Genomic DNA, 17,729 nt, shown 5'->3' with positions numbered 1-17,729 from the left:
TTTTATTAAAATATCTTGCTATCTATTATGTAAGAGATCCGGGTACTAGAATGCAGCACCCGGACATATATAGTTTAGATACTATCGGGACTCCATACGCCCCCTGTTCCTACATCTACACGATTCCAACCTGCTTCTCCACGGATATGAATTAAAACCCCGTATCCATAATTTTCATAAGCATAATTACTTAAGAAATGAGTGGTATGGTCACCAAACTCATACCTCCATGCTCCGTTATTATCTAAATTGACCCCATTATCTTTTTCGACATAGCCGGTAAATTTGTAGTCAGCATCATTTGCCGCACCTACATAATCAGTTTTCATATAAGAAGAGGTTGCATCCCACTTTTCTCGGTCAGGAGTAACGTCATGTGATGTAAAACTTAAATTATTAAATTCCATGTAATAGTGTGTATCGCCATAATTACTTGCCGCATCTACATTTGTGCTAGTAAATCCTAGTGCGCCTGTGACTATAATCCCGGTAAATATAAGTAACTTTTTTGCTATATTTAACATTTTCACATAAATTCCTCCAAATAATTAGTCGATAGTACTATCAACTTTCATACTATAAGGAATGAATTTTAAAAACAACAATATTACGTGGTTTCACAAATATAAATGAATTGCTTGTTTAATTGCTTAGTTGCTGGATAAGTTTCACAACCGGCAGGGGACATTGGGGACAGGTACGGATGTCCCGAAAATTGGGACACACGTACCTGTCCCCAATGTCCCTCTTCTTTTTTTCTTTGTTCATATTCCGTTCATATAAGGGTCTTATAATTCATAAATGAGATACAGGTCTTATCCGCATTTTAGATTTCAAGATTACCTTATAGTCAGGGAAAAGGAGGACAATAATGAGTACTACCAATAGTAAGAACACAGATACAGTATGGGCCGTCGAAGCTAAGGGATTGAGCAAGACCTTTGGCACCAATAAAGCCGTAGACGGGGTGGATCTTCACGTTCCGCAGGGTGCCATTTATGGAGTGTTAGGTCCGAACGGAGCGGGGAAAACGACCGCGATCCGCATGCTTGCCACTTTACTGAAGCCAGACGCAGGCACAGCGAAAATTTTTGGGCATGATGTTGTCAAGGAGCCGCAGATTGTTCGTCAGTTAGTCGGGGTGACCGGACAGTATGCGTCCGTCGATGAAGCCCTGAGTGCGACGGAGAATTTAATGATTTTCTCCCGCCTGCTCGGCCTCAGCCGGAAAGAAGCGCGCCGGAAGTCCGCTGAACTGCTGGAGGAATTCGGCTTAACGGAAGCGGCGAAGCGTCCGCTTAAGCACTTCTCCGGAGGGATGCGCCGCCGTCTTGACCTTGCTGCGAGCTTAATTGCTAAGCCGCCGCTGATTTTCTTAGATGAGCCGACAACAGGACTCGATCCCCGCACAAGGAACCAAATGTGGGAGACGATTCGCCAATTGGTGAAATCAGGATCGACCGTACTGTTAACAACCCAGTATCTTCAGGAAGCCGATGAGCTTGCTGACAGAATAGCGGTTATTGACCACGGTAAGGTAGTGGCAGAAGGAACCGTCAACGAATTGAAGCAGTCAGTCGGGGCCTCGTCCTTGCATGTAAATCTTCACGATGCCGGAGAATTAGAGCCAGCCCGTAAACTTATTGACCGGATGCTAGGCGTGCAGTCCGCGGTGTCACCAGAAGGAAGAAAAATTATCGCACCGCTGCCGGATGCCGATCTAGTTGCGGATATCCTGATTGCTTTGCGTGAGACCGACATCCGCCTGGAGGAATTCAGTGTCCAGAAACCAACGCTTGATGAAGTATTCCTAACCATTACTGGAAACGATGCGCAGAAAGATCAAGCAAATGATACAGATCAACTCGAACAAAAAAGGAGGGCTCAAGCATGAGCAGCCATTCATCAGCCTACAATAACGACCGTCAGCTCCGAAACAAAACGAGTTTAAAACAATCGGTGCAAAATTCGCTGACGATGGCTTTTCGCGGATTATTGAAAATCCGCCGCACCCCTGAACAGCTGTTTGACGTGACGTTACAGCCAATTATTTTCACCTTGATGTTTACCTATATCTTTGGCGGCGCGATTTCCGGAGACGTGCAAAGCTATCTGCCCGTCATTATTCCCGGCATTCTCGTCCAGACGGTGATCACGACCTCGATCGTCACGGGAACCCAGCTCAGGGAGGACATGGATAAGGGGGTGTTCGACAGGTTTAAGTCCCTGCCGATTGCGCGGATATCTCCACTGGCAGGGGCGTTGCTTGCGGACACCATACGGTATACGATTGCGACAACCTTAACGTTTTCGATGGGATTCATTATGGGCTATCGTCCTGATGGCGGCATTGCGAGTGTCCTGCTTGCCGGATTACTTGTGATCGTTTGTTCCTGGACCGTCAGCTGGATCTTTGCTTTCTTTGGCGTGATCGCCCGGACGGCCTCCAGTGTGCAGGGGATCTCGATGCTGATTTTGTTCCCGCTTACGTTTCTTTCCAATGCCTTTGTGCCGGCAGATACACTTCCGGACTGGCTGCAGTGGTTTGTGAAGATCAATCCGGTCTCCCATCTGGTCACCGCTGTCCGAGATTTAGCCAACTCCGGAACCATCGGCTGGGACTTTACGATTTCTCTGATCGGAGGAGCAGTGATTGTGGCGATTTTTGCGCCATTAACCGTTCGCGCTTATATGCGCAAAACGTGAGATTGGTGTAAACTATGGATAACAATCAGGAACCGCCTCGCTGCAGGCGGTTCCCTTACTTTTATAAGAAAAGGAATGAAGGATATGGCGAAACTTCTCGTAGTCGATGATGATCCGCATATCAGAAAATTAGTTCAGCTGATTCTTACGAAAGAAGGCTTAACCATCTTTGAAGCAGAGGACGGGAAAACGGCCTTAAGCATTCTTGATCAAGAAAAAATTGATTTGATTGTTCTGGATATTATGATGCCCGAGATGGATGGCTGGGCGCTCTGCCGGGAAGTTCGGACGTATTATTCTGAGACCATGCCGATCTTAATGCTGACCGCTAAAGGCGAAACGGCGCAAAAAGTGAAAGGCTTTGACTTGGGAGCGGATGATTATTTGGTGAAACCTTTTGCAGCAGAAGAGCTGGCCGCAAGAGTGAAAGTGCTCTTGAAGCGTCACCAAATCACCATTTCCAATCAAATTGATATCGGCGGGATCGTGATCGATCGCGCTTCCTATAAAGTGATGATTAAGGACGAGGTTGTTACGCTCCCGCTTAAGGAATTTGAGCTGTTGTTTAAACTGGCTACTCATAAGGGGAAGACCCTGTCCCGCGAACAGATCATTGAAGATATCTGGGGATTTGACTATGAGGGAGATGAACGAACCGTGGACGTTCATATTAAGCGGCTGCGGCAGCGCTTGGCTTCCTATTCCTGTCCGATTGAGATTGCGACCATCCGCGGCCTCGGGTATCGTCTGGAGGAAGTGAAGTGAAAATCCCGGAATTTATTAAGCGTATCTTTGGTTTCTTAGGGATCGCTACGGCGTTACTTCTATGCTGGTCGGCGGCTTATTGGCTGGCGTCCAAGGTGTATGCGGCTTCCAGCTATCAGCCGAGTATCTTTGTCAGCCAGCTCATCACTTCGTTAGTTGGATTTGTGCTGTTCGGTTTTTTCATTTTCTTTATTACGAAAATCCCATGGGTAAGAGCTAAACAGGAAAAACATCTGAATTCCATGATCCATGCCATGAAAATGATGGCGGAAGGGAATTTCGATATCGACCTTTCCTATTACCGGGAGCGATTTGATGTGAACAATGATCATCCCTATTCAAAAATCATTAGAAATATTAGTCACATGGCCGAGAAGCTGGGAGAAATGGAGGGAATGAGGCAGGAATTTATCTCTAACGTGTCCCATGAAATTCAGTCTCCCTTAACCTCGATCAGTGGGTTTGCTTATACGTTAAAGAACGGCGATTTAACGACCGAAGAACGGAACCAATACTTGGACATTATTGAAAAGGAAAGCCTGCGGCTCTCGAAATTGAGTGATAACCTGTTAAAGCTGACCTCTTTAGAGTCCGATCAGCTCATGCTTGAATGGAAGCACTACCGGTTAGATCACCAGCTGCGCCGCGTCATTCTCGCTAATGAACCGCACTGGGCAGAGAAAAGGATCAATATGGATGTAGAACTTGATGCCATTACCCTGGAGGCGGATAGGGATTTAATGGATCAGGTGTGGGTCAACCTGATTCATAACAGTATTAAATTTACCCCGCAGGACGGAACCATTGCCGTTCATGCTTCAACGACAGAAGATGGCCGGATTGTCGTGACGGTGAAAGATAATGGGGTAGGTATGAATCAAGATACACGTCTGCACATGTTTGAACGCTTCTATAAAGCAGATAAAGCGAGAAATCGAGAGCACGGCGGCAGCGGTCTCGGCCTGTCGATTGTGAAACGAATCATCGATTTGCATGAAGCCGAGATTGAAGTGGACAGTGAACTAGGCAAAGGAACCGAAATCACCGTCACATTCACGAGTGGGGGACTATAGGGACAGGTACCGTTGTCCCAGCTCCTGCTTCACCACAGCCATAACTCGGTTTTTAATTCCATACACGAAGGGACGGCGGTACCTGTCCCCACCGTCCCCATTTAGAAAAATTTGTCTGCTGAGAACCGCTATTTAAAGCCTTTTCTCCCTTAATCTGAGGGAGGAAAGGCTTTTTACTGTGTTCGAATGTGCACATTTCACTTTTTTACTTGCGCCAAGTCGTTTATAATTAAGAATAGTGGTATTTTTCAAATAGACGAAACGTTATGATGCTGTACACCAATCTATTCTAGCTTTTAATGTAAATTTAAATAGATAAGGATGGTAACTATGAGCAACGGAGAAATGAAAACAGACGTGATTTTAATCGGCGCTGGAATCATGAGTGCAACGTTAGCTTCACTATTGAAAGAAGTCTCACCTGACTGGAACGTCACTGTGTTTGAGAAGCTGAAAGGCACAGGAGCGGAAAGTTCGAACGAGTGGAACAATGCTGGAACGGGACACGCGGCATTGTGCGAGCTGAATTACACGAAAGAACTACCAGATGGCTCCATAGATATGAGCAAAGCAGAAACCGTGAATGAACAGTTTCAAGTGTCCAGACAATACTGGTCTTACCTGGTGAAAAGCGGCCAACTGAAGAACCCGCAGGAATTTATCATGCCGCTGCCCCATATGAGCTTAGTCTTCGGCGAAGATAATGTGAGGTTCTTAAAGAATCGGTTTGAAACGATGTCCAAGCACCCACTTTTCAAAGGAATGCAATTCTCAGATGATCCGGAAAAACTGAAAAACTGGATTCCGCTGATTATGAAAGATCGCACTTCCACAGAACCAGTGGCTGCAACGAAAATGGACTCGGGTACGGATGTGAACTTTGGTTCGTTAACCCGCAAAATGTTTGATCACTTAGAGAACACCGATGTTAAAGTGAACTATCAACACAGCGTAGAAGGGTTAAACCGCGCTGAGGACGGTACGTGGAACGTAAAAGTGAAAAACCTTGCAACCGGTCAAGAGGTCTTGCATAACGCCAAATTCGTCTTTATCGGCGGCGGTGGCGGAAGCCTGCATCTCCTGCAGAAATCCGGCATACCGGAAGGCAGAGGCTTCGGAGGCTTCCCGGTCAGCGGCCAGTTCATGGTTTGTAAAAACCAGGAAGTCGTCGACCAGCACGAGGCAAAAGTTTACGGGAAAGCTCCCGTCGGCGCACCGCCTATGTCTGTGCCGCACTTAGATACACGCTACATCGGCAACAAAAAGACCTTATTATTTGGACCATTTGCCGGCTTCTCGCCGAGGTTCCTAAAAGAAGGCTCGTTAATGGATCTAATCAACTCGGTTAAACCGAACAACGTCCTGACGATGCTATCCGCCGGAGCCAAACAAATGTCCTTAACCAAATATTTGATCCAGCAAGTGCTGCTATCCAAAGAACAGCGCATGGAAGCCATTCGCGAATTTATCCCGGACGCCAAAAGCGAAGACTGGGAACTTGTCACCGCCGGCCAGCGTGTCCAGGTTATTAAGGATACCGACGAAGGCGGCAGGGGAACGCTGCAATTCGGTACCGAAGTCGTCAATTCTGCGGATGGTTCCATCGCTGCCCTGCTAGGCGCCTCTCCAGGGGCATCAACCGCCGTGCACGTGATGCTTGATGTGATGAACCGCTGCTTCCCGCAGCATATGAAAGACTGGGAACCGAAAATTAAAGAAATGATTCCTTCTTATGGTTTATCCTTAGTGGAACACCCTGACTTGATCGATGAGATTCATAAGTCAACGGCTGAAGCACTGGGTTTGAGCGATAAGGAAACCGTGAATAATTGATACACTAATTATATGAACAGCCGAATAATGGAACCTTTAATCCTATTATGGATTGAAGGTTCTTTTTTTTTACTGATAAAAGCCATCATCCATTATTGGATAACCGCCTTAATTAAGAAACACTACGATTCAAATGAAAAAGCCCCGTTTCTCCGTATTAAAAAGGAGAAACGGGGCTTTCTTATCCGGGAAAATTGATCCCTAGAACCCTTACAAACGTTGATCCTTAAATAAAAACAACGTTCCTTCTACTTCTATTATACGCCTACCTACAAAAAATTTATAGACTACTCTTTCGACAGCACCTGTCCTATACTATGATTACAAATCTAATTTACAGGGGTGGAACCGTATGAATGAAGAAAAAGATGTCTTGGATCCTGGTCCTTTCTTTCATGGCACCAAAGCAAAACTGAATATTGGCGATCTATTAGAAGCTCAGCATCAATCCAACTACCAAGACAAAAAATCGAACTACATTTATTTCACTTCAACATTAAATGCGGCTAAATGGGGCGCTGAATTAGCAGCATCTCAGTCCCAAGAACGAATTTATATTGTAGAACCCTTAGGTGAGTTTGAAAATGATCCGAACGTAACGGATAAACGATTTCCTGGAAATCCCACACGCTCATACAGGTCTAAGTCCCCATTGAAAATAGTAGCTGAATTACGTTCCTGGGAAAGGCATTCCGATGAAGAAATCAATCACATGGTTGCCTCGATAAAAAAGCTGACGGAAGAAGGGAAAAACGTAATATACGATTAATCTTCACCGTCTATAGTAAATCCGGTTTATATAGAAGAACCATGGTAAAATAAATAAGAGATATTTATTCGTTGAAGAAGCGATTTCGTCATCCGAACCTTCTGGATAGGGAAGTTAGTGAGTCAACCTATGTCATACGTCATGATCCTAAAGGTTACGTGATAAAGAGCCGCAGCTTCGATCCCTGAGGAGGAAAACTTTTGACGCATAATGATTTGAAGAATTCTAAGTCCCTGGATCCACTCGGAATGAAACTTCTGCTAACTTCAGGGGGAGTCACTAACCCGACGATCCACGCCGCCCTTGTCGACATGCTGGACAAGCCGATCGCCGAGTCCACCGCCCTGTGTATCCCGACCGCAATGTACGGACATCCCTGGGTCGGTCCCGGCGTCAATGCCTGGGAATTCATTAGCGGGAAGTCCGAGAATCCCATGGTTGAGCTTGGCTGGAAGTCTGTCGGCGTGCTTGAGCTAACAGCCCTGCCCAGCATCGACGAAAAACGCTGGGTTCCACTTGTGCAGGAGACGGACGTCCTGCTCGTGTCAGGCGGCGATGCCCTCTACTTGACTGGATGCGGCAATCCGGGCTGGCAGACCTCTTGCCATCGCTGAACGCCGTCTATGTGGGGATGAGCGCTGGGAGCATGGTGATGGCTCCAAATATCGGTGAAGAATTCGTAGGCTGGCGTTCGCCCACTGGGGACGATAAAGCGCTGGGTCTGGTGGATTTTTCCATGTTTCCTCATCTGGAACACGAGATGCTGCCGGACAACACCTTGGCCAATGCAGAAAAGTGGGCAGCAGAAATATCAGGTGCGGGTTACGCAATTGACGATCAGACGGCCATTAAAGTGACTGATGGCGGGATTGAAGTTGTCTCCGAGGGGCAATGGAAGCTGTTCACCCCTTAACTTCAGGAGACGGCGCTTTAAGAAATAAAAGAAAGCCTCATTTCTTCCCGTTGGGTGAGAAATGAGGCATTTTCATATATAAATTCTATTTAAATAGGTGAAGAACTATTTTGAGATATAGTGTCTGTCAGTGTTTAGAAAGTGAATAGATAAAATATAAAAATCGAGATGTAGATTGCATCAATGACTGCTAAGTATAGGACAATATTCGATTTTATAACTTTTACTAGACTATAATTAAAAAAGCAATCATATAAACTTATTACAAATAAAATAAATGAAATAACAATGACAAGTATGTGGTCTGTTATTAGCACGGCAAGTAAATAAATGAACCACCTTCGAAAGAAATTAAACACCAGAACGATCACGAGCAAGGACATAGATTGTGGATCAATTTTTAACTCATCATCTGAGGAAATATCGCTAAGTCTTTTTTTTATATTTTTGAAATCCCTTAAGTAATCCAGATTAATTATCAATACAATTAGACAGTATATAATAATATAAAAATATTCATTACCCTTAACTAATTCACCCACAAGATAGACCCCTCGCTTTTAAATTTCATATATTAAACCTGCCTCGTTAACACACTTGGCAAGCTGCAGTTTAACTACGTCACTTTAGAATCTGTTTACACTTTCAAAACCACTTTGGCTGCGCTGAACTCAATTTAAATGATCTGAGCTTTTTTTAGTAAAGAAATTAGATGTGATTAACATTAATAATCCGATTACTCCTAGTGGGATGGAAGCCGATTCTAACAAATGGGGTGTCCCTTCAATTCCAATAATCTCACTAAATGAAAAGCCAACCGCAAAAATCAATAATCCTAAATAAGCAAGCCAATTTCCTAGTGTGGTTTTCCTCTTTGAAAGCATCGAGATTCCCCCTCTCAGCTATAGCTACTTTCATCATCCACTCATCCAACTAACGACTAAACAGCTTAATCATATCAAATTTATATTCGTGTGGAAATTATAACCATATCGATTGAGAATGCTAAATCAATCATGATAAAAATTATAGAGTACTCTGTTTTTTCTCTACCCCGGCCAGTAAACTAAAGAAAAAGAATAATTCCGCAAAGGAGAATTGAACCCCGTGACAACGTACAACAAATTAGTCCGCGATTTAATCCCGCAAATCATTGAAGATCAGGGAAAAGCTTTAAAAGCTGAAATTCTATACCAAGAAGATTACCAGACAGAATTAAGAACGAAACTGCAAGAAGAAGTGAATGAATACTTGGAAGCGGATCAAAATGACGATGCGTTAGAAGAACTCGCGGACGTGCTGGAATTAATGAAGGCACTGGCGAAGCAGCACGGAGGTACTTTGGAGGATGTCGAGAGGATTCGCAAAGAAAAAGCGGGAAAACGAGGAGCCTTCGAGGATCGGGTGTTTTTAGTCCGTGTAGAAGACTGATTCAGAGAAGACCAAACATATCTCAAGGAGGATACGCGTACTATGAAAAATTCGGAATCCGTAACTCAAGTGATAGATTTGATCAAAGAAACACGACTTGATTTACAGAAGAACTTAGATGATCATTGGGACAGCATGGCTCCAGTAGAAAGAGAATCCATGCAGCATAAAATCATGGAGCTTGTGGAGCAGGCAGTGAATCTTGCACAAGACAGTAAGACTGGCTCTGAAACCAAAAAACAGCACAAAGAAGATCGGGTGATCCGGGAAGACGGCGATGATTTAACGGATTACTTTGAGAATGATCACTTGGATGGCACAGAATTTCATAAAGTTTAAGTAGTGTTTATGGGATAGATTACTCCCCCGCCTTTCTTTATAGCAGAAAGGCGGGGGAGTTTTTAGTCCGAATTAAGATTCTGCTTCTCGCACCTGTTGTTTAGACCGCATATTTCCTTTATAGATAAAATAGAGAGCAAGCGCCATAAAGAATAATGCAAGCATTCTATCCCAGCCTAACTCAATTTCAATACTCCCAAACCAGCCGAAATGGTCAATAATGACACTAATGACAAGCTGGCCGATAATTGTTGAAATGTTAGCTGCGATAACGCCGATTTTCGGTACGGCGATCACAGTGAACATAAGGTAAATCGTTCCCATGAATACCGCACTTAACTGCCATTTCGGCGCCGCCATGATCGCTGATAAATCTCCTTGTCCAAAGAAGAGAATGATGAGAAACAGAAAGATTGCACCTGTGACAAAAGTAAGAAGCGTTGTTTCAATGGTCCCTGCTTTCTGACTGAATGTACCGTTAATGGAGGATTGGGCGCTGAGCGTAATCCCGCCGAGTAATGTAAATAATATAATGATAAGTTCCATTTTAGATGCCTCCTAATTTATAAGAATAAGGGCAATGACCATAGAAAGAACGGCCAGTACTTTTTCTTTATTGATTTTAGCGGTTTTACTGCCGAGCCAGCCGAAGTGTTCGATCACCATGCTCATCAACATCTGACCAATAATGACCGCTACCATCGTAATTCCTACTCCTACAAAGGGGACACTAATAACAATCGCAAGCAAATACGTGACTCCAAGAATTCCTCCTAGCAGTGTCCATTTAGGGGCCTTCACGGTATGAGAAAGTTTTCCTTTTCCGAAGAACAGCCATAGTAAACCAAGGATTAAGGAACCCACGGCAAAATTATAAAACGTGGCCTCCAGCTGGCCCACATTTTCTCCTAATTCACCATAAATCGCTCCTTCAAAGCTAAGTGCCGCTCCTCCTAAGAGAGCAAAGATGTAGGCAATGTAACGCATATAAAAACCTCCTATAATCATAATAATTAAATATCTAGAATTATCGATATACAAAATATAAAAGAACAGAAATCTATCATTAGATTTCTGTATCAAGATAGTGGGCTAATTGATGAAGGATCTCTTCATTCCGTCTGTAATACGTCCATTGACCGTAACGGACAGATTCCAGCAGCCCGGCTCTCTGCATCATGTTCAAGTAGTGGGAAACCGTGGATTGAGAAGCTTGAGCTTTCTCTTGAATATCTCCTACACAGACCCCGCCCTTAATACTTACCTCCTTGGGAAGATGAGCTTGCTGCTTAGGGAAATGCTTCTCCGGCTCCTTCAGCCACTTGAGGATGTTCAGCCGAGTCTCATTAGACAGTGCTTTGAATACATCGATAGGTTCCATAGTTCGCATTATAAATCGAATAATTTCGATATGTCAATCAACAGACATGCTGCTGAGCAATGATCAGTATTTAACACTATGTTAATTGTCAGAGTATTCAGATGTTGATATAGTGGTAAAAAAAGGAGGAGAGAGATTATGGAAATTAACCATACCCGTTTCAAGGAGCATATCGAATCCCTGGCCGAGATAGGGAAAATCGGGGAAACCGGTGTCTGCCGTCTCGCCCATTCTAAAGAAGACCGGGAAGCTGTGGATGTTGTCCGGATTTGGATGGAGGAAGCAGGACTGGAAACTCACATTGATGGCTTCGGAAGCTTAGTCGGCAGAGTGGAAGGAAAAGAAACAGACAAGCCTATACTAATGCTCGGTTCCCACATTGATTCGCAGCCTTATGGCGGGCGGTTTGACGGCACAGCAGGAGCCCTGGGAGCCATTGAAGTTGTACATACTATGAAAGATCAGGGGATTCAGCCGAACCGCACCATTGAAGTGATTTGTTTTGCTGATGAAGAAGGATCCCGATTTAATAAAGGCGTATTTGGTGTCCGAGGCATTATTGGCCAGCTTGAGGAAGAGGATCTGGAGCGGAAAGATAAGAACGGGGTCACTCGTCTTGAGGCGCTAAGAGAGTTTGGAGTGGAACCTGATTTGAGTCAAAGCCCGGTTTACAAACAAGGGGACATTGAAGCGTTTCTTGAACTGCACATTGAACAAGGACCAGTTCTCGAATCGCAAAATAAACCCGTCGGTATTGTCTCGGCCATCTCCGGTCCGATCTGGCTGACGGTCACGTTAGAAGGCTTTGCCGGACACGCCGGATCCGTTCCTATGCATTTAAGGCAGGACGCTTTTCTCGGAGCGGCGGTCATTACGAAAGAATTTAACGAACTTGTCCTCAGTGAAGGAACACCTAATACCGTGGGAACGGTGGGCAGTGTTCAGACCTTCCCTAACTCTCGAAATATCATCCCTGAAAAAGTCGAATTCACGATCGATCTTCGGGATATTGACCTCGATGCCCGCACGAAACTGGAGAAGAAACTCTATGCAATCATTGAAAATACAAGCAAAGAGCTGAACCTTGACTACTCCATCAGTGAAGACACACGAAGTGACCCGCGTTACTGTGCTGACTGGATCAAGGAGATTATGAAAGAAGAAGACGAGAAACTCGGCTATGAATCTCCTGTACTTATGAGCGGACCCTTCCATGATGCGTTATTTATGTCGTACATCAGCGACTACGGGATGATCTTCGTCCGTAGTGAAAAAGGCATTAGCCATAACCCGCTGGAATACTCTGAAATGGAAGATTTGCAGAAAGGGGTAGAACTCCTCTACCAGACCGCTTTGAGGATTGCCCAATCTTGATAGGTATTTCAAATGTTGAAAGCTGTGTTTTTCACTTAACCTCGTCTAAAGAAAAAGAATTAGTAGAAGTCCACTCCAAAAAGGCGGCGAATGTTGATTCGCTGCCTTTTTTCTAATCTATTTTTCGGTAAGCTAAAAAGGAGTTTCAGCCTTTCTTAATCAACCGATTCAACCGCCTCTACTATCCGCTCACAAATCTCGTGCGTCCTCAGCGAATCCTCAATCGAAGGCGAAGGCACCTTGTTCTTTTTCACACACTCAATGAAGTGATCAGTAATTTGATAGAATCCCCGTTTAGCAAGCGTAGGCTCCCAGTCCCCTGGCTTAGAAAAATTGATTTCTTTGTCATGATAGTGGGTGGTTTCTGTGAGGTTGTTCACCACATATTTATGGTTATCCACGGTATATTCGATGATCTCTTCGGTCACACCGCCATTCCGATTCATCATGCCCATCGCGGTACAGTCGTCTCCAACCAGCTGGACGATCACGTGTTCAAGCTTGCCGCCATTCTGCAGGGATTGCACCTTCACGTCTTTCACCTCGGTATCCATAAGAAACCTCAGCGTATCGACCACATGGACGAAATCTTCCACGATAAATCTACGAGCCTTATCTGGCAGCGCAAAACGATTTTTTTGGATAAGAACGAGATCTGGTTTCCCGTGAGTCTTGAGTTCTTTGATGCTTGGGATAAACCTTCTGTTAAAGCCGACCATGGCTTTCGTACCGTAACCTTTGGCAAGCTGAACAATTCGATTGGTTTCGTTAAAATCGAGCGAAATCGGTTTGTCGATGTAGGTGGGGATCCAGTTCTTAAGAAGCTTTTCAGCAATCTCTGCATGCGCTACTGTTGCCGCACTAACAATCGCTGCGTCGATCTCCCATTCGATTAATTCTTCGACTGTCTCTACGGTTTCATTGATTCTATATTTTCTAGCCAGTGTTTTTCGCGTGTCTGCGTTTCGTGTACACAGAATGAGTTCAAGGTCTTCTCTTTCCGAAAGAACGGGTAAGTATGCCTTTTTAGCAATGTCGCCTAAACCGATGATTCCAAGTTTCATAGTTGCCACCTCACTAGTTCTATTATTGTTGCTTGTCTTTATTTTATCGGGGATGGGGGAGGGATCAAATGTTTATGCTTAGTGATAGGTTATCCAGGTAAGCACTTTGAAGCTTTCAAGTCTTTCTTCAAGTCATTTACTCTATTTTCTTCTCTGGGAAATATGAAATTTGTAGCCATTGTTTATACGAAACTACCATTCCTACGACTTTGTAATCATTTTGAAATAAACTTGTAATATTAATTGTCTGTTTATGTCGAATCTTACTTGCTATAATAAATACGGACTAGTTGAGATTATTGTCAATAGGAGGATTTAAGTGAAACAAATAAATAAGGTTATGATCCCTTTGTTGTTTATTAGTTTACTAGGTTTATTTGACCATCAAGTTGTATTAGCAGATGATAGTTCTCAGGATAAAATGGAAGATATACATAATAAGCAGGACGAAGTAGAAAAAAGCATGGATGCTAAAAAAGAAAAATTAACGAAATTAGAGCAGAATAAAGCAGAAATGAAGGATGCTTTAAAACAAATCACTGCAAAAGTAGATCAAACGAATGAAAAAGTGGCTGAATTAAACGAAAAAATTGAACAAACCAAAAAAGAAATGACCGCTTTAAAAGCCGATATTAAAAAGACGAAACAGAAAATTAAAGAGCGTATGGGCGTACTGAAAAAGCGAGCGCGTGCTTTGCAAGTTAACGATACAGATCGAAGTTATTTAAGTGTGTTAATGGGTTCGCAGGATTTCGGTGATTTTATTGAAAGAGCAACAGCGGTCAGCACCATTGCAAAGGCAGACCAGAATTTGCTGGAAGAACAAAAGAAAAACCAGCAGCACCTGGAGAAGGATCAAAAAGAGCTTAAAGAAAAAGAACAACAGGAAAAAAATGCTTTAGAAGAACTTGAAAGTGTTAAAGTCCAGCTGCAATATCAAATGGACGAAAAGAACAGTTTAATTGAAAAGATGAAACAGGAAAGTATGCTTACTACTAAGGAGCTTGACCAACTGAAGCAGGAATCCAATCAGTTATCGAGCCAAGAGCAAAAGTTAATTGAAGAAGAAAAAAGAAAAGAAGAACTCGCTGAAAAGAAACGGGAGGAAGAGAGAGCCCGAAGAGAACGTGAGAAACAGCAAGCTCAAGCTGAAGCTCAAAGTAAAAGCGAAAAAAGTAATAAAACGGTCTCCAGCAACAGTGGAGCTACTACCCACAAGGAGCCAAAGCCCCAGCAATTGACAGGCACCGTGCACAAAGGTAGCGGAGCCATCGAGGCTGCTATTCAGGCGGGATCTTCTCTAGTAGGGAGCTCTCCTTACAATTGGGGAGGCGGCCGTAATAGCACGGATATTGCGAACCGTTCCTTTGATTGCTCTTCCTTTGTCCGCTGGGCTTATTCACAAGCGGGAGTTAATTTAGGATCGGTAACCGGTACAAGTACCAACACTCTAGTTAACCGAGGCAGAAGAGTCAGTGCTTCTTCCATGCAGCGAGGAGATATTGTCTTCTTCGATACGTATAAAACCAATGGTCACGTAGGAATCTACCTTGGGAATGGAAGATTCTTAGATGATAATAGTTCTTCTGGTGTCTCCATTGATTCGATGAACAATTCTTATTGGAGAGCAGCGTTTAATGGTGTGGTACGAAGAGTAGTAGAATAGAAAATCCATTCAAATCAACCTCCCCAACGATTCTCACAGTAATCGTTGGGGAGGTTTTTTATGCGCCTTGCCCATTATTATAAATGTTGTAATAATGGAAGGAGCAGGAAATCTCAAGAGGAGAGGTTGGAATGTGAAGGGCAGCTTTTAGTTTAGTTATGTACTTGAAGTTTGTTGCCGCTCGGATCATAAAAATGAAAAAACTGATGGCCATCATCCTCCTCGATAGACTCTAATTTCACCCCTTTACCAGCTAAGTAGTCGTACAGTTGATGAATATCAGAAGTGGTAAGCCCCACCGAAAACTCGGGTTGACCATTCTTAAGAAAATGACCGCGGGAATCCTTATCTGCTTCTACTAAAACGAACAGCGGACCATTTTCAAGCTCAAACACAGCTAAATCCCCTCGGTTAAACTTTAATCTAAACTTTAAACAATCTGAATACCAAGACACTGATTCATTCAAGTCTACGACAGGGATTCTAAAGTAATGAATACCATTGAATAAATGATCGCTCATTTTTTTCCTCCTCATAGTACATATCACTATAATAGAGTTCGTTCCTTTTTTTAAAAAGTCCTTTTTTGAAGAGGTTTAAATGCTTCCTGAGTCTTAAGCTATTTGCTAAAGGGGGAACTATGCAAAAGAACTTAATGAAGAGTTTATCCATATTGTTAGTGCTAATCATAGTCGCTTGCGGACGTGTAGATGATCATGAGTACAATGCTGATTTCCAGGGGGTAATACTTGAAGTAAAGGAAAACAGTATCCTAGTAGGAGAGGACGATATTGATCCTGAAGCACAATATCCGACATACGAAGTTCTAATTGATGATAATACAGAGATTAGTGGAGAAGTAGAAAGATTTGATCAGTTAAAGAAATTTGTAAGAGAAACCGAGCATCCAATAGTACATGTATGGGTGAAGGATAAAGGGAAAAATAATGAAATTGACCATCGAGCTGCGAGTAAAATTATTGTTGAAAAGGAGTGATTTATCCATTCAGCTTCTGATCAATTTCATTTAACTTTTTTAGCACTTTTGTAAGAAGAATTACTATTTGTATGGGAACGATAATGACCAGAGCTACTACAGGACCATAGGGGCCAGTGATTAAGTAAGCTATAAGAGTAAGAACAAAGTAAACGCTCAAAGTATAGGAATTCAATAGAATACTCCTTTCATTAAAGTCAGCTAATCATCAGCCTATCACAGGTGATTTTGTTGGAAAAGGTGATAGAAGAGGCTGAAGATCAGATGGGAAACTTTAAAAACAAAACTAAGAGGTCATTCCGGCAAACGATGGAGGTCCCAATGAAATTCTTTATGTTTGCTAAATAAACAAACTATGGTAAGGAGTGATTATGTTGGAATTCACTACAGAAAGATTAATAATTCGGCCATTTAAAAGCGATGATCTAGAAGAAGTGTTTCACATTTACAATAACGAGGAGACCTGTAAATATCTACTGCATGAGAAATGGAGACGGGAAAGCATGCAGGAATCCTTCGATAAAAAATTAAACAACCATTCTCTTACCAAGGAAACCGGCTTAAATCTGGCAGTGGTGGAGCATCAGAAGGTGATTGGGGATTTGGCTGTATGGTATACAGGGATGAAGGATACGGTTGAAATAGGGTACAGTTTTTCGGCTGAAACTTCAGGAAAAGGATTTGCAACAGAAGCCGTGAGTCATTTAGTGAGAAAATTATTCCACGCAGTGAAGGTGCACCGGATCCAAGCGAATCTTGATGCGAGGAATTTGGCATCACAAAGGTTGTGTGAACGAATAGGGATGAGAAAGGAAGCTCACTTTTTACAGGATTACTGGAGTAAGGGGGAGTGGACAGACAGCCTTGTATATGGAATGCTGGTTTCAGATCTGAAACCGGGAAGGCTACAGTAGGAGAAGAAGACTGTTTCTTTATTTAAATTCAGAAAATCACATATTATCACGTACAGGTTGGAGGAGTTTATGCAATCTTTAGTTACAAGATTATTTTCAAATGTAACGACTTCCATAGTTCTTACATTAGTCTATACCTATCTTATCTACTTTGTTTTTCCTGCCACTCGAAGCATAAGTAATACATATCCTTATTGGGGCGGAGTTGTCTGGGGCGGGATGTATATCGTTCCATTATTTCTTTTTGCAGGGTTACCTTTGTCCGTTATCATTGATCAATTACAAATCAATTTTTTCAGCAGGAAATATTCTTCCATGCTATTATCATATTTTTTATTAGGGTGCATGATTGGTTTGCTAATTGTAATATGGTTTGGCATGTGGAGCAAACCTATATTTATTAGAAACCTGATGTTAGTAAGTTGTATTTCTATGATTGTATTCTTTCATTTTACTTATTTATTTGAAAAAGTTTTTATAGAAAGACCGCAGAAAGTATAGACC

Annotated in this window: 21 protein-coding genes and 1 pseudogene; 14 read left to right on the top strand and 8 right to left on the bottom strand. The window is 43.0% G+C overall.

Features of this window, described 5'->3' with window-relative positions; translation table 11 throughout:
* Positions 1-74 precede the first annotated feature (74 nt).
* Positions 75-530: a hypothetical protein gene (locus Q7A53_RS16965; RefSeq protein WP_411790378.1), complete on the bottom strand. Its 456-nt coding sequence runs from the start codon at positions 528-530 to the stop codon at positions 75-77.
* Positions 531-871: 341 nt separating this feature from the next.
* Between Q7A53_RS16965 and Q7A53_RS16960 the strand changes: the two genes are divergently transcribed.
* The 7 genes and pseudogenes from Q7A53_RS16960 (at position 872) to Q7A53_RS16930 (ending at position 8,059) form a co-directional block, all read left to right on the top strand.
* Positions 872-1,894, top strand: coding sequence for an ATP-binding cassette domain-containing protein (locus tag Q7A53_RS16960; protein WP_411790377.1), 1,023 nt, complete (start codon positions 872-874; stop codon positions 1,892-1,894).
* Positions 1,891-2,706, top strand: coding sequence for an ABC transporter permease (locus Q7A53_RS16955; protein ID WP_411790376.1), 816 nt, complete (start codon positions 1,891-1,893; stop codon positions 2,704-2,706). The genes Q7A53_RS16960 and Q7A53_RS16955 overlap by 4 nt, the downstream gene beginning before the upstream one ends.
* 84 nt (positions 2,707-2,790) lie before the next feature.
* Positions 2,791-3,471: a response regulator transcription factor gene (locus Q7A53_RS16950; RefSeq protein WP_411790375.1), complete on the top strand. Its 681-nt coding sequence runs from the start codon at positions 2,791-2,793 to the stop codon at positions 3,469-3,471.
* Positions 3,468-4,544 carry a sensor histidine kinase gene (locus Q7A53_RS16945; RefSeq protein WP_411790374.1) on the top strand — a complete coding sequence of 359 codons (1,077 nt, stop codon included), beginning with the start codon at positions 3,468-3,470 and terminating at the stop codon, positions 4,542-4,544. Before Q7A53_RS16950 ends, Q7A53_RS16945 begins: the two co-directional genes overlap by 4 nt.
* Positions 4,545-4,874: 330 nt before the next feature.
* On the top strand, positions 4,875-6,377 hold the full coding sequence (locus Q7A53_RS16940; protein ID WP_411790373.1) for a malate:quinone oxidoreductase: 1,503 nt from the start codon (positions 4,875-4,877) through the stop codon (positions 6,375-6,377).
* 352 nt (positions 6,378-6,729) lie between these two features.
* Entirely contained in the window at positions 6,730-7,146 is a 417-nt protein-coding gene (arr, locus tag Q7A53_RS16935) for an NAD(+)--rifampin ADP-ribosyltransferase (protein ID WP_411790372.1), read from the top strand.
* 248 nt (positions 7,147-7,394) lie between these two features.
* Positions 7,395-8,059 (top strand): annotated as a pseudogene (locus tag Q7A53_RS16930) (Type 1 glutamine amidotransferase-like domain-containing protein).
* A 671-nt stretch (positions 8,060-8,730) separates the two neighbouring features.
* On the opposite strand, the gene Q7A53_RS16925 reads toward Q7A53_RS16930, so the two are convergent.
* A complete protein-coding gene (locus Q7A53_RS16925; protein WP_411790371.1) occupies positions 8,731-8,943 on the bottom strand; it encodes a hypothetical protein in 213 nt (70 codons plus the stop codon).
* 223 nt (positions 8,944-9,166) lie between these two features.
* Between Q7A53_RS16925 and Q7A53_RS16920 the strand changes: the two genes are divergently transcribed.
* Positions 9,167-9,490 carry a pyrophosphohydrolase domain-containing protein gene (locus Q7A53_RS16920; RefSeq protein WP_411790370.1) on the top strand — a complete coding sequence of 108 codons (324 nt, stop codon included), beginning with the start codon at positions 9,167-9,169 and terminating at the stop codon, positions 9,488-9,490.
* A 42-nt stretch (positions 9,491-9,532) separates the two neighbouring features.
* Positions 9,533-9,829: a hypothetical protein gene (locus Q7A53_RS16915; RefSeq protein ID WP_411790369.1), complete on the top strand. Its 297-nt coding sequence runs from the start codon at positions 9,533-9,535 to the stop codon at positions 9,827-9,829.
* Positions 9,830-9,901: 72 nt separating this feature from the next.
* Here the strand turns inward: Q7A53_RS16915 and Q7A53_RS16910 are convergent, their stop codons facing one another.
* The 3 genes from Q7A53_RS16910 to Q7A53_RS16900 form a co-directional block, all read right to left on the bottom strand.
* Positions 9,902-10,375: a DMT family transporter gene (locus tag Q7A53_RS16910; protein WP_411790368.1), complete on the bottom strand. Its 474-nt coding sequence runs from the start codon at positions 10,373-10,375 to the stop codon at positions 9,902-9,904.
* A 12-nt stretch (positions 10,376-10,387) separates the two neighbouring features.
* Positions 10,388-10,816, bottom strand: coding sequence for a DMT family transporter (locus Q7A53_RS16905; RefSeq protein WP_411790367.1), 429 nt, complete (start codon positions 10,814-10,816; stop codon positions 10,388-10,390).
* 79 nt (positions 10,817-10,895) lie between these two features.
* Complete coding sequence (locus Q7A53_RS16900) at positions 10,896-11,210, bottom strand: ArsR/SmtB family transcription factor (protein ID WP_411790366.1); 315 nt, start codon at positions 11,208-11,210, stop codon at positions 10,896-10,898.
* Between the two features lie 138 nt (positions 11,211-11,348).
* Between Q7A53_RS16900 and Q7A53_RS16895 the strand changes: the two genes are divergently transcribed.
* Positions 11,349-12,584: a Zn-dependent hydrolase gene (locus Q7A53_RS16895; protein ID WP_411790365.1), complete on the top strand. Its 1,236-nt coding sequence runs from the start codon at positions 11,349-11,351 to the stop codon at positions 12,582-12,584.
* 155 nt (positions 12,585-12,739) lie between these two features.
* Here the strand turns inward: Q7A53_RS16895 and Q7A53_RS16890 are convergent, their stop codons facing one another.
* On the bottom strand, positions 12,740-13,648 hold the full coding sequence (locus Q7A53_RS16890) for a Gfo/Idh/MocA family protein (protein ID WP_411790364.1): 909 nt from the start codon (positions 13,646-13,648) through the stop codon (positions 12,740-12,742).
* A 319-nt stretch (positions 13,649-13,967) separates the two neighbouring features.
* Here Q7A53_RS16890 and Q7A53_RS16885 point away from each other — a divergent pair, with 319 nt between their 5' ends.
* Complete coding sequence (locus Q7A53_RS16885) at positions 13,968-15,314, top strand: C40 family peptidase (protein WP_411790363.1); 1,347 nt, start codon at positions 13,968-13,970, stop codon at positions 15,312-15,314.
* A 152-nt stretch (positions 15,315-15,466) separates the two neighbouring features.
* On the opposite strand, the gene Q7A53_RS16880 is transcribed toward Q7A53_RS16885, so the two are convergent.
* Entirely contained in the window at positions 15,467-15,835 is a 369-nt protein-coding gene (locus Q7A53_RS16880) for a VOC family protein (RefSeq protein WP_411790362.1), read from the bottom strand.
* Between the two features lie 119 nt (positions 15,836-15,954).
* On the opposite strand from Q7A53_RS16880, the gene Q7A53_RS16875 reads away from it, so the two are divergent.
* Positions 15,955-16,311 carry a hypothetical protein gene (locus tag Q7A53_RS16875; protein ID WP_411790361.1) on the top strand — a complete coding sequence of 119 codons (357 nt, stop codon included), beginning with the start codon at positions 15,955-15,957 and terminating at the stop codon, positions 16,309-16,311.
* Position 16,312: 1 nt separating this feature from the next.
* Here Q7A53_RS16875 and Q7A53_RS16870 read toward each other — a convergent pair whose 3' ends face one another.
* Positions 16,313-16,486 (bottom strand): hypothetical protein, encoded by a 174-nt coding sequence (locus Q7A53_RS16870; protein WP_411790360.1) that lies wholly within the window; start codon positions 16,484-16,486, stop codon positions 16,313-16,315.
* 199 nt (positions 16,487-16,685) lie between these two features.
* On the opposite strand from Q7A53_RS16870, the gene Q7A53_RS16865 reads away from it, so the two are divergent.
* The gene (locus tag Q7A53_RS16865; protein ID WP_411790359.1) at positions 16,686-17,225 is read left to right on the top strand and encodes a GNAT family N-acetyltransferase; all 540 of its coding nucleotides are present in this window, start codon (positions 16,686-16,688) and stop codon (positions 17,223-17,225) included.
* A 69-nt stretch (positions 17,226-17,294) separates the two neighbouring features.
* On the top strand, positions 17,295-17,726 hold the full coding sequence (locus Q7A53_RS16860; protein WP_411790358.1) for a hypothetical protein: 432 nt from the start codon (positions 17,295-17,297) through the stop codon (positions 17,724-17,726).
* Positions 17,727-17,729 lie beyond the last annotated feature (3 nt).

The organism is Halobacillus rhizosphaerae (assembly GCF_046719735.1).
Taxonomy (GTDB): Bacteria; Bacillota; Bacilli; order Bacillales; family Halobacillaceae; genus Halobacillus_B; species Halobacillus_B rhizosphaerae.
This window is presented reverse-complemented; position numbering and strand designations above follow the sequence as displayed.

Excerpts from the sequence above, each read along its gene's own strand:
- Q7A53_RS16940 (WP_411790373.1), top strand. The coding sequence starts at position 4,875 with ATGAGCAACGGAGAAATGAAAACAGACGTGATTTTAATCGGCGCTGGA.
- Q7A53_RS16910 (WP_411790368.1), bottom strand. The coding sequence starts at position 10,375 with ATGGAACTTATCATTATATTATTTACATTACTCGGCGGGATTACGCTC.
- Q7A53_RS16905 (WP_411790367.1), bottom strand. The coding sequence starts at position 10,816 with ATGCGTTACATTGCCTACATCTTTGCTCTCTTAGGAGGAGCGGCACTT.
- Q7A53_RS16875 (WP_411790361.1), top strand. The coding sequence starts at position 15,955 with ATGCAAAAGAACTTAATGAAGAGTTTATCCATATTGTTAGTGCTAATC.
- Q7A53_RS16895 (WP_411790365.1), top strand. The coding sequence starts at position 11,349 with ATGGAAATTAACCATACCCGTTTCAAGGAGCATATCGAATCCCTGGCC.
- Q7A53_RS16900 (WP_411790366.1), bottom strand. The coding sequence starts at position 11,210 with ATGGAACCTATCGATGTATTCAAAGCACTGTCTAATGAGACTCGGCTG.
- Q7A53_RS16960 (WP_411790377.1), top strand. The coding sequence starts at position 872 with ATGAGTACTACCAATAGTAAGAACACAGATACAGTATGGGCCGTCGAA.
- Q7A53_RS16860 (WP_411790358.1), top strand. The coding sequence starts at position 17,295 with ATGCAATCTTTAGTTACAAGATTATTTTCAAATGTAACGACTTCCATA.
- arr (WP_411790372.1), top strand. The coding sequence starts at position 6,730 with ATGAATGAAGAAAAAGATGTCTTGGATCCTGGTCCTTTCTTTCATGGC.
- Q7A53_RS16880 (WP_411790362.1), bottom strand. The coding sequence starts at position 15,835 with ATGAGCGATCATTTATTCAATGGTATTCATTACTTTAGAATCCCTGTC.
- Q7A53_RS16925 (WP_411790371.1), bottom strand. The coding sequence starts at position 8,943 with ATGCTTTCAAAGAGGAAAACCACACTAGGAAATTGGCTTGCTTATTTA.
- Q7A53_RS16890 (WP_411790364.1), bottom strand. The coding sequence starts at position 13,648 with ATGAAACTTGGAATCATCGGTTTAGGCGACATTGCTAAAAAGGCATAC.
- Q7A53_RS16955 (WP_411790376.1), top strand. The coding sequence starts at position 1,891 with ATGAGCAGCCATTCATCAGCCTACAATAACGACCGTCAGCTCCGAAAC.
- Q7A53_RS16915 (WP_411790369.1), top strand. The coding sequence starts at position 9,533 with ATGAAAAATTCGGAATCCGTAACTCAAGTGATAGATTTGATCAAAGAA.
- Q7A53_RS16950 (WP_411790375.1), top strand. The coding sequence starts at position 2,791 with ATGGCGAAACTTCTCGTAGTCGATGATGATCCGCATATCAGAAAATTA.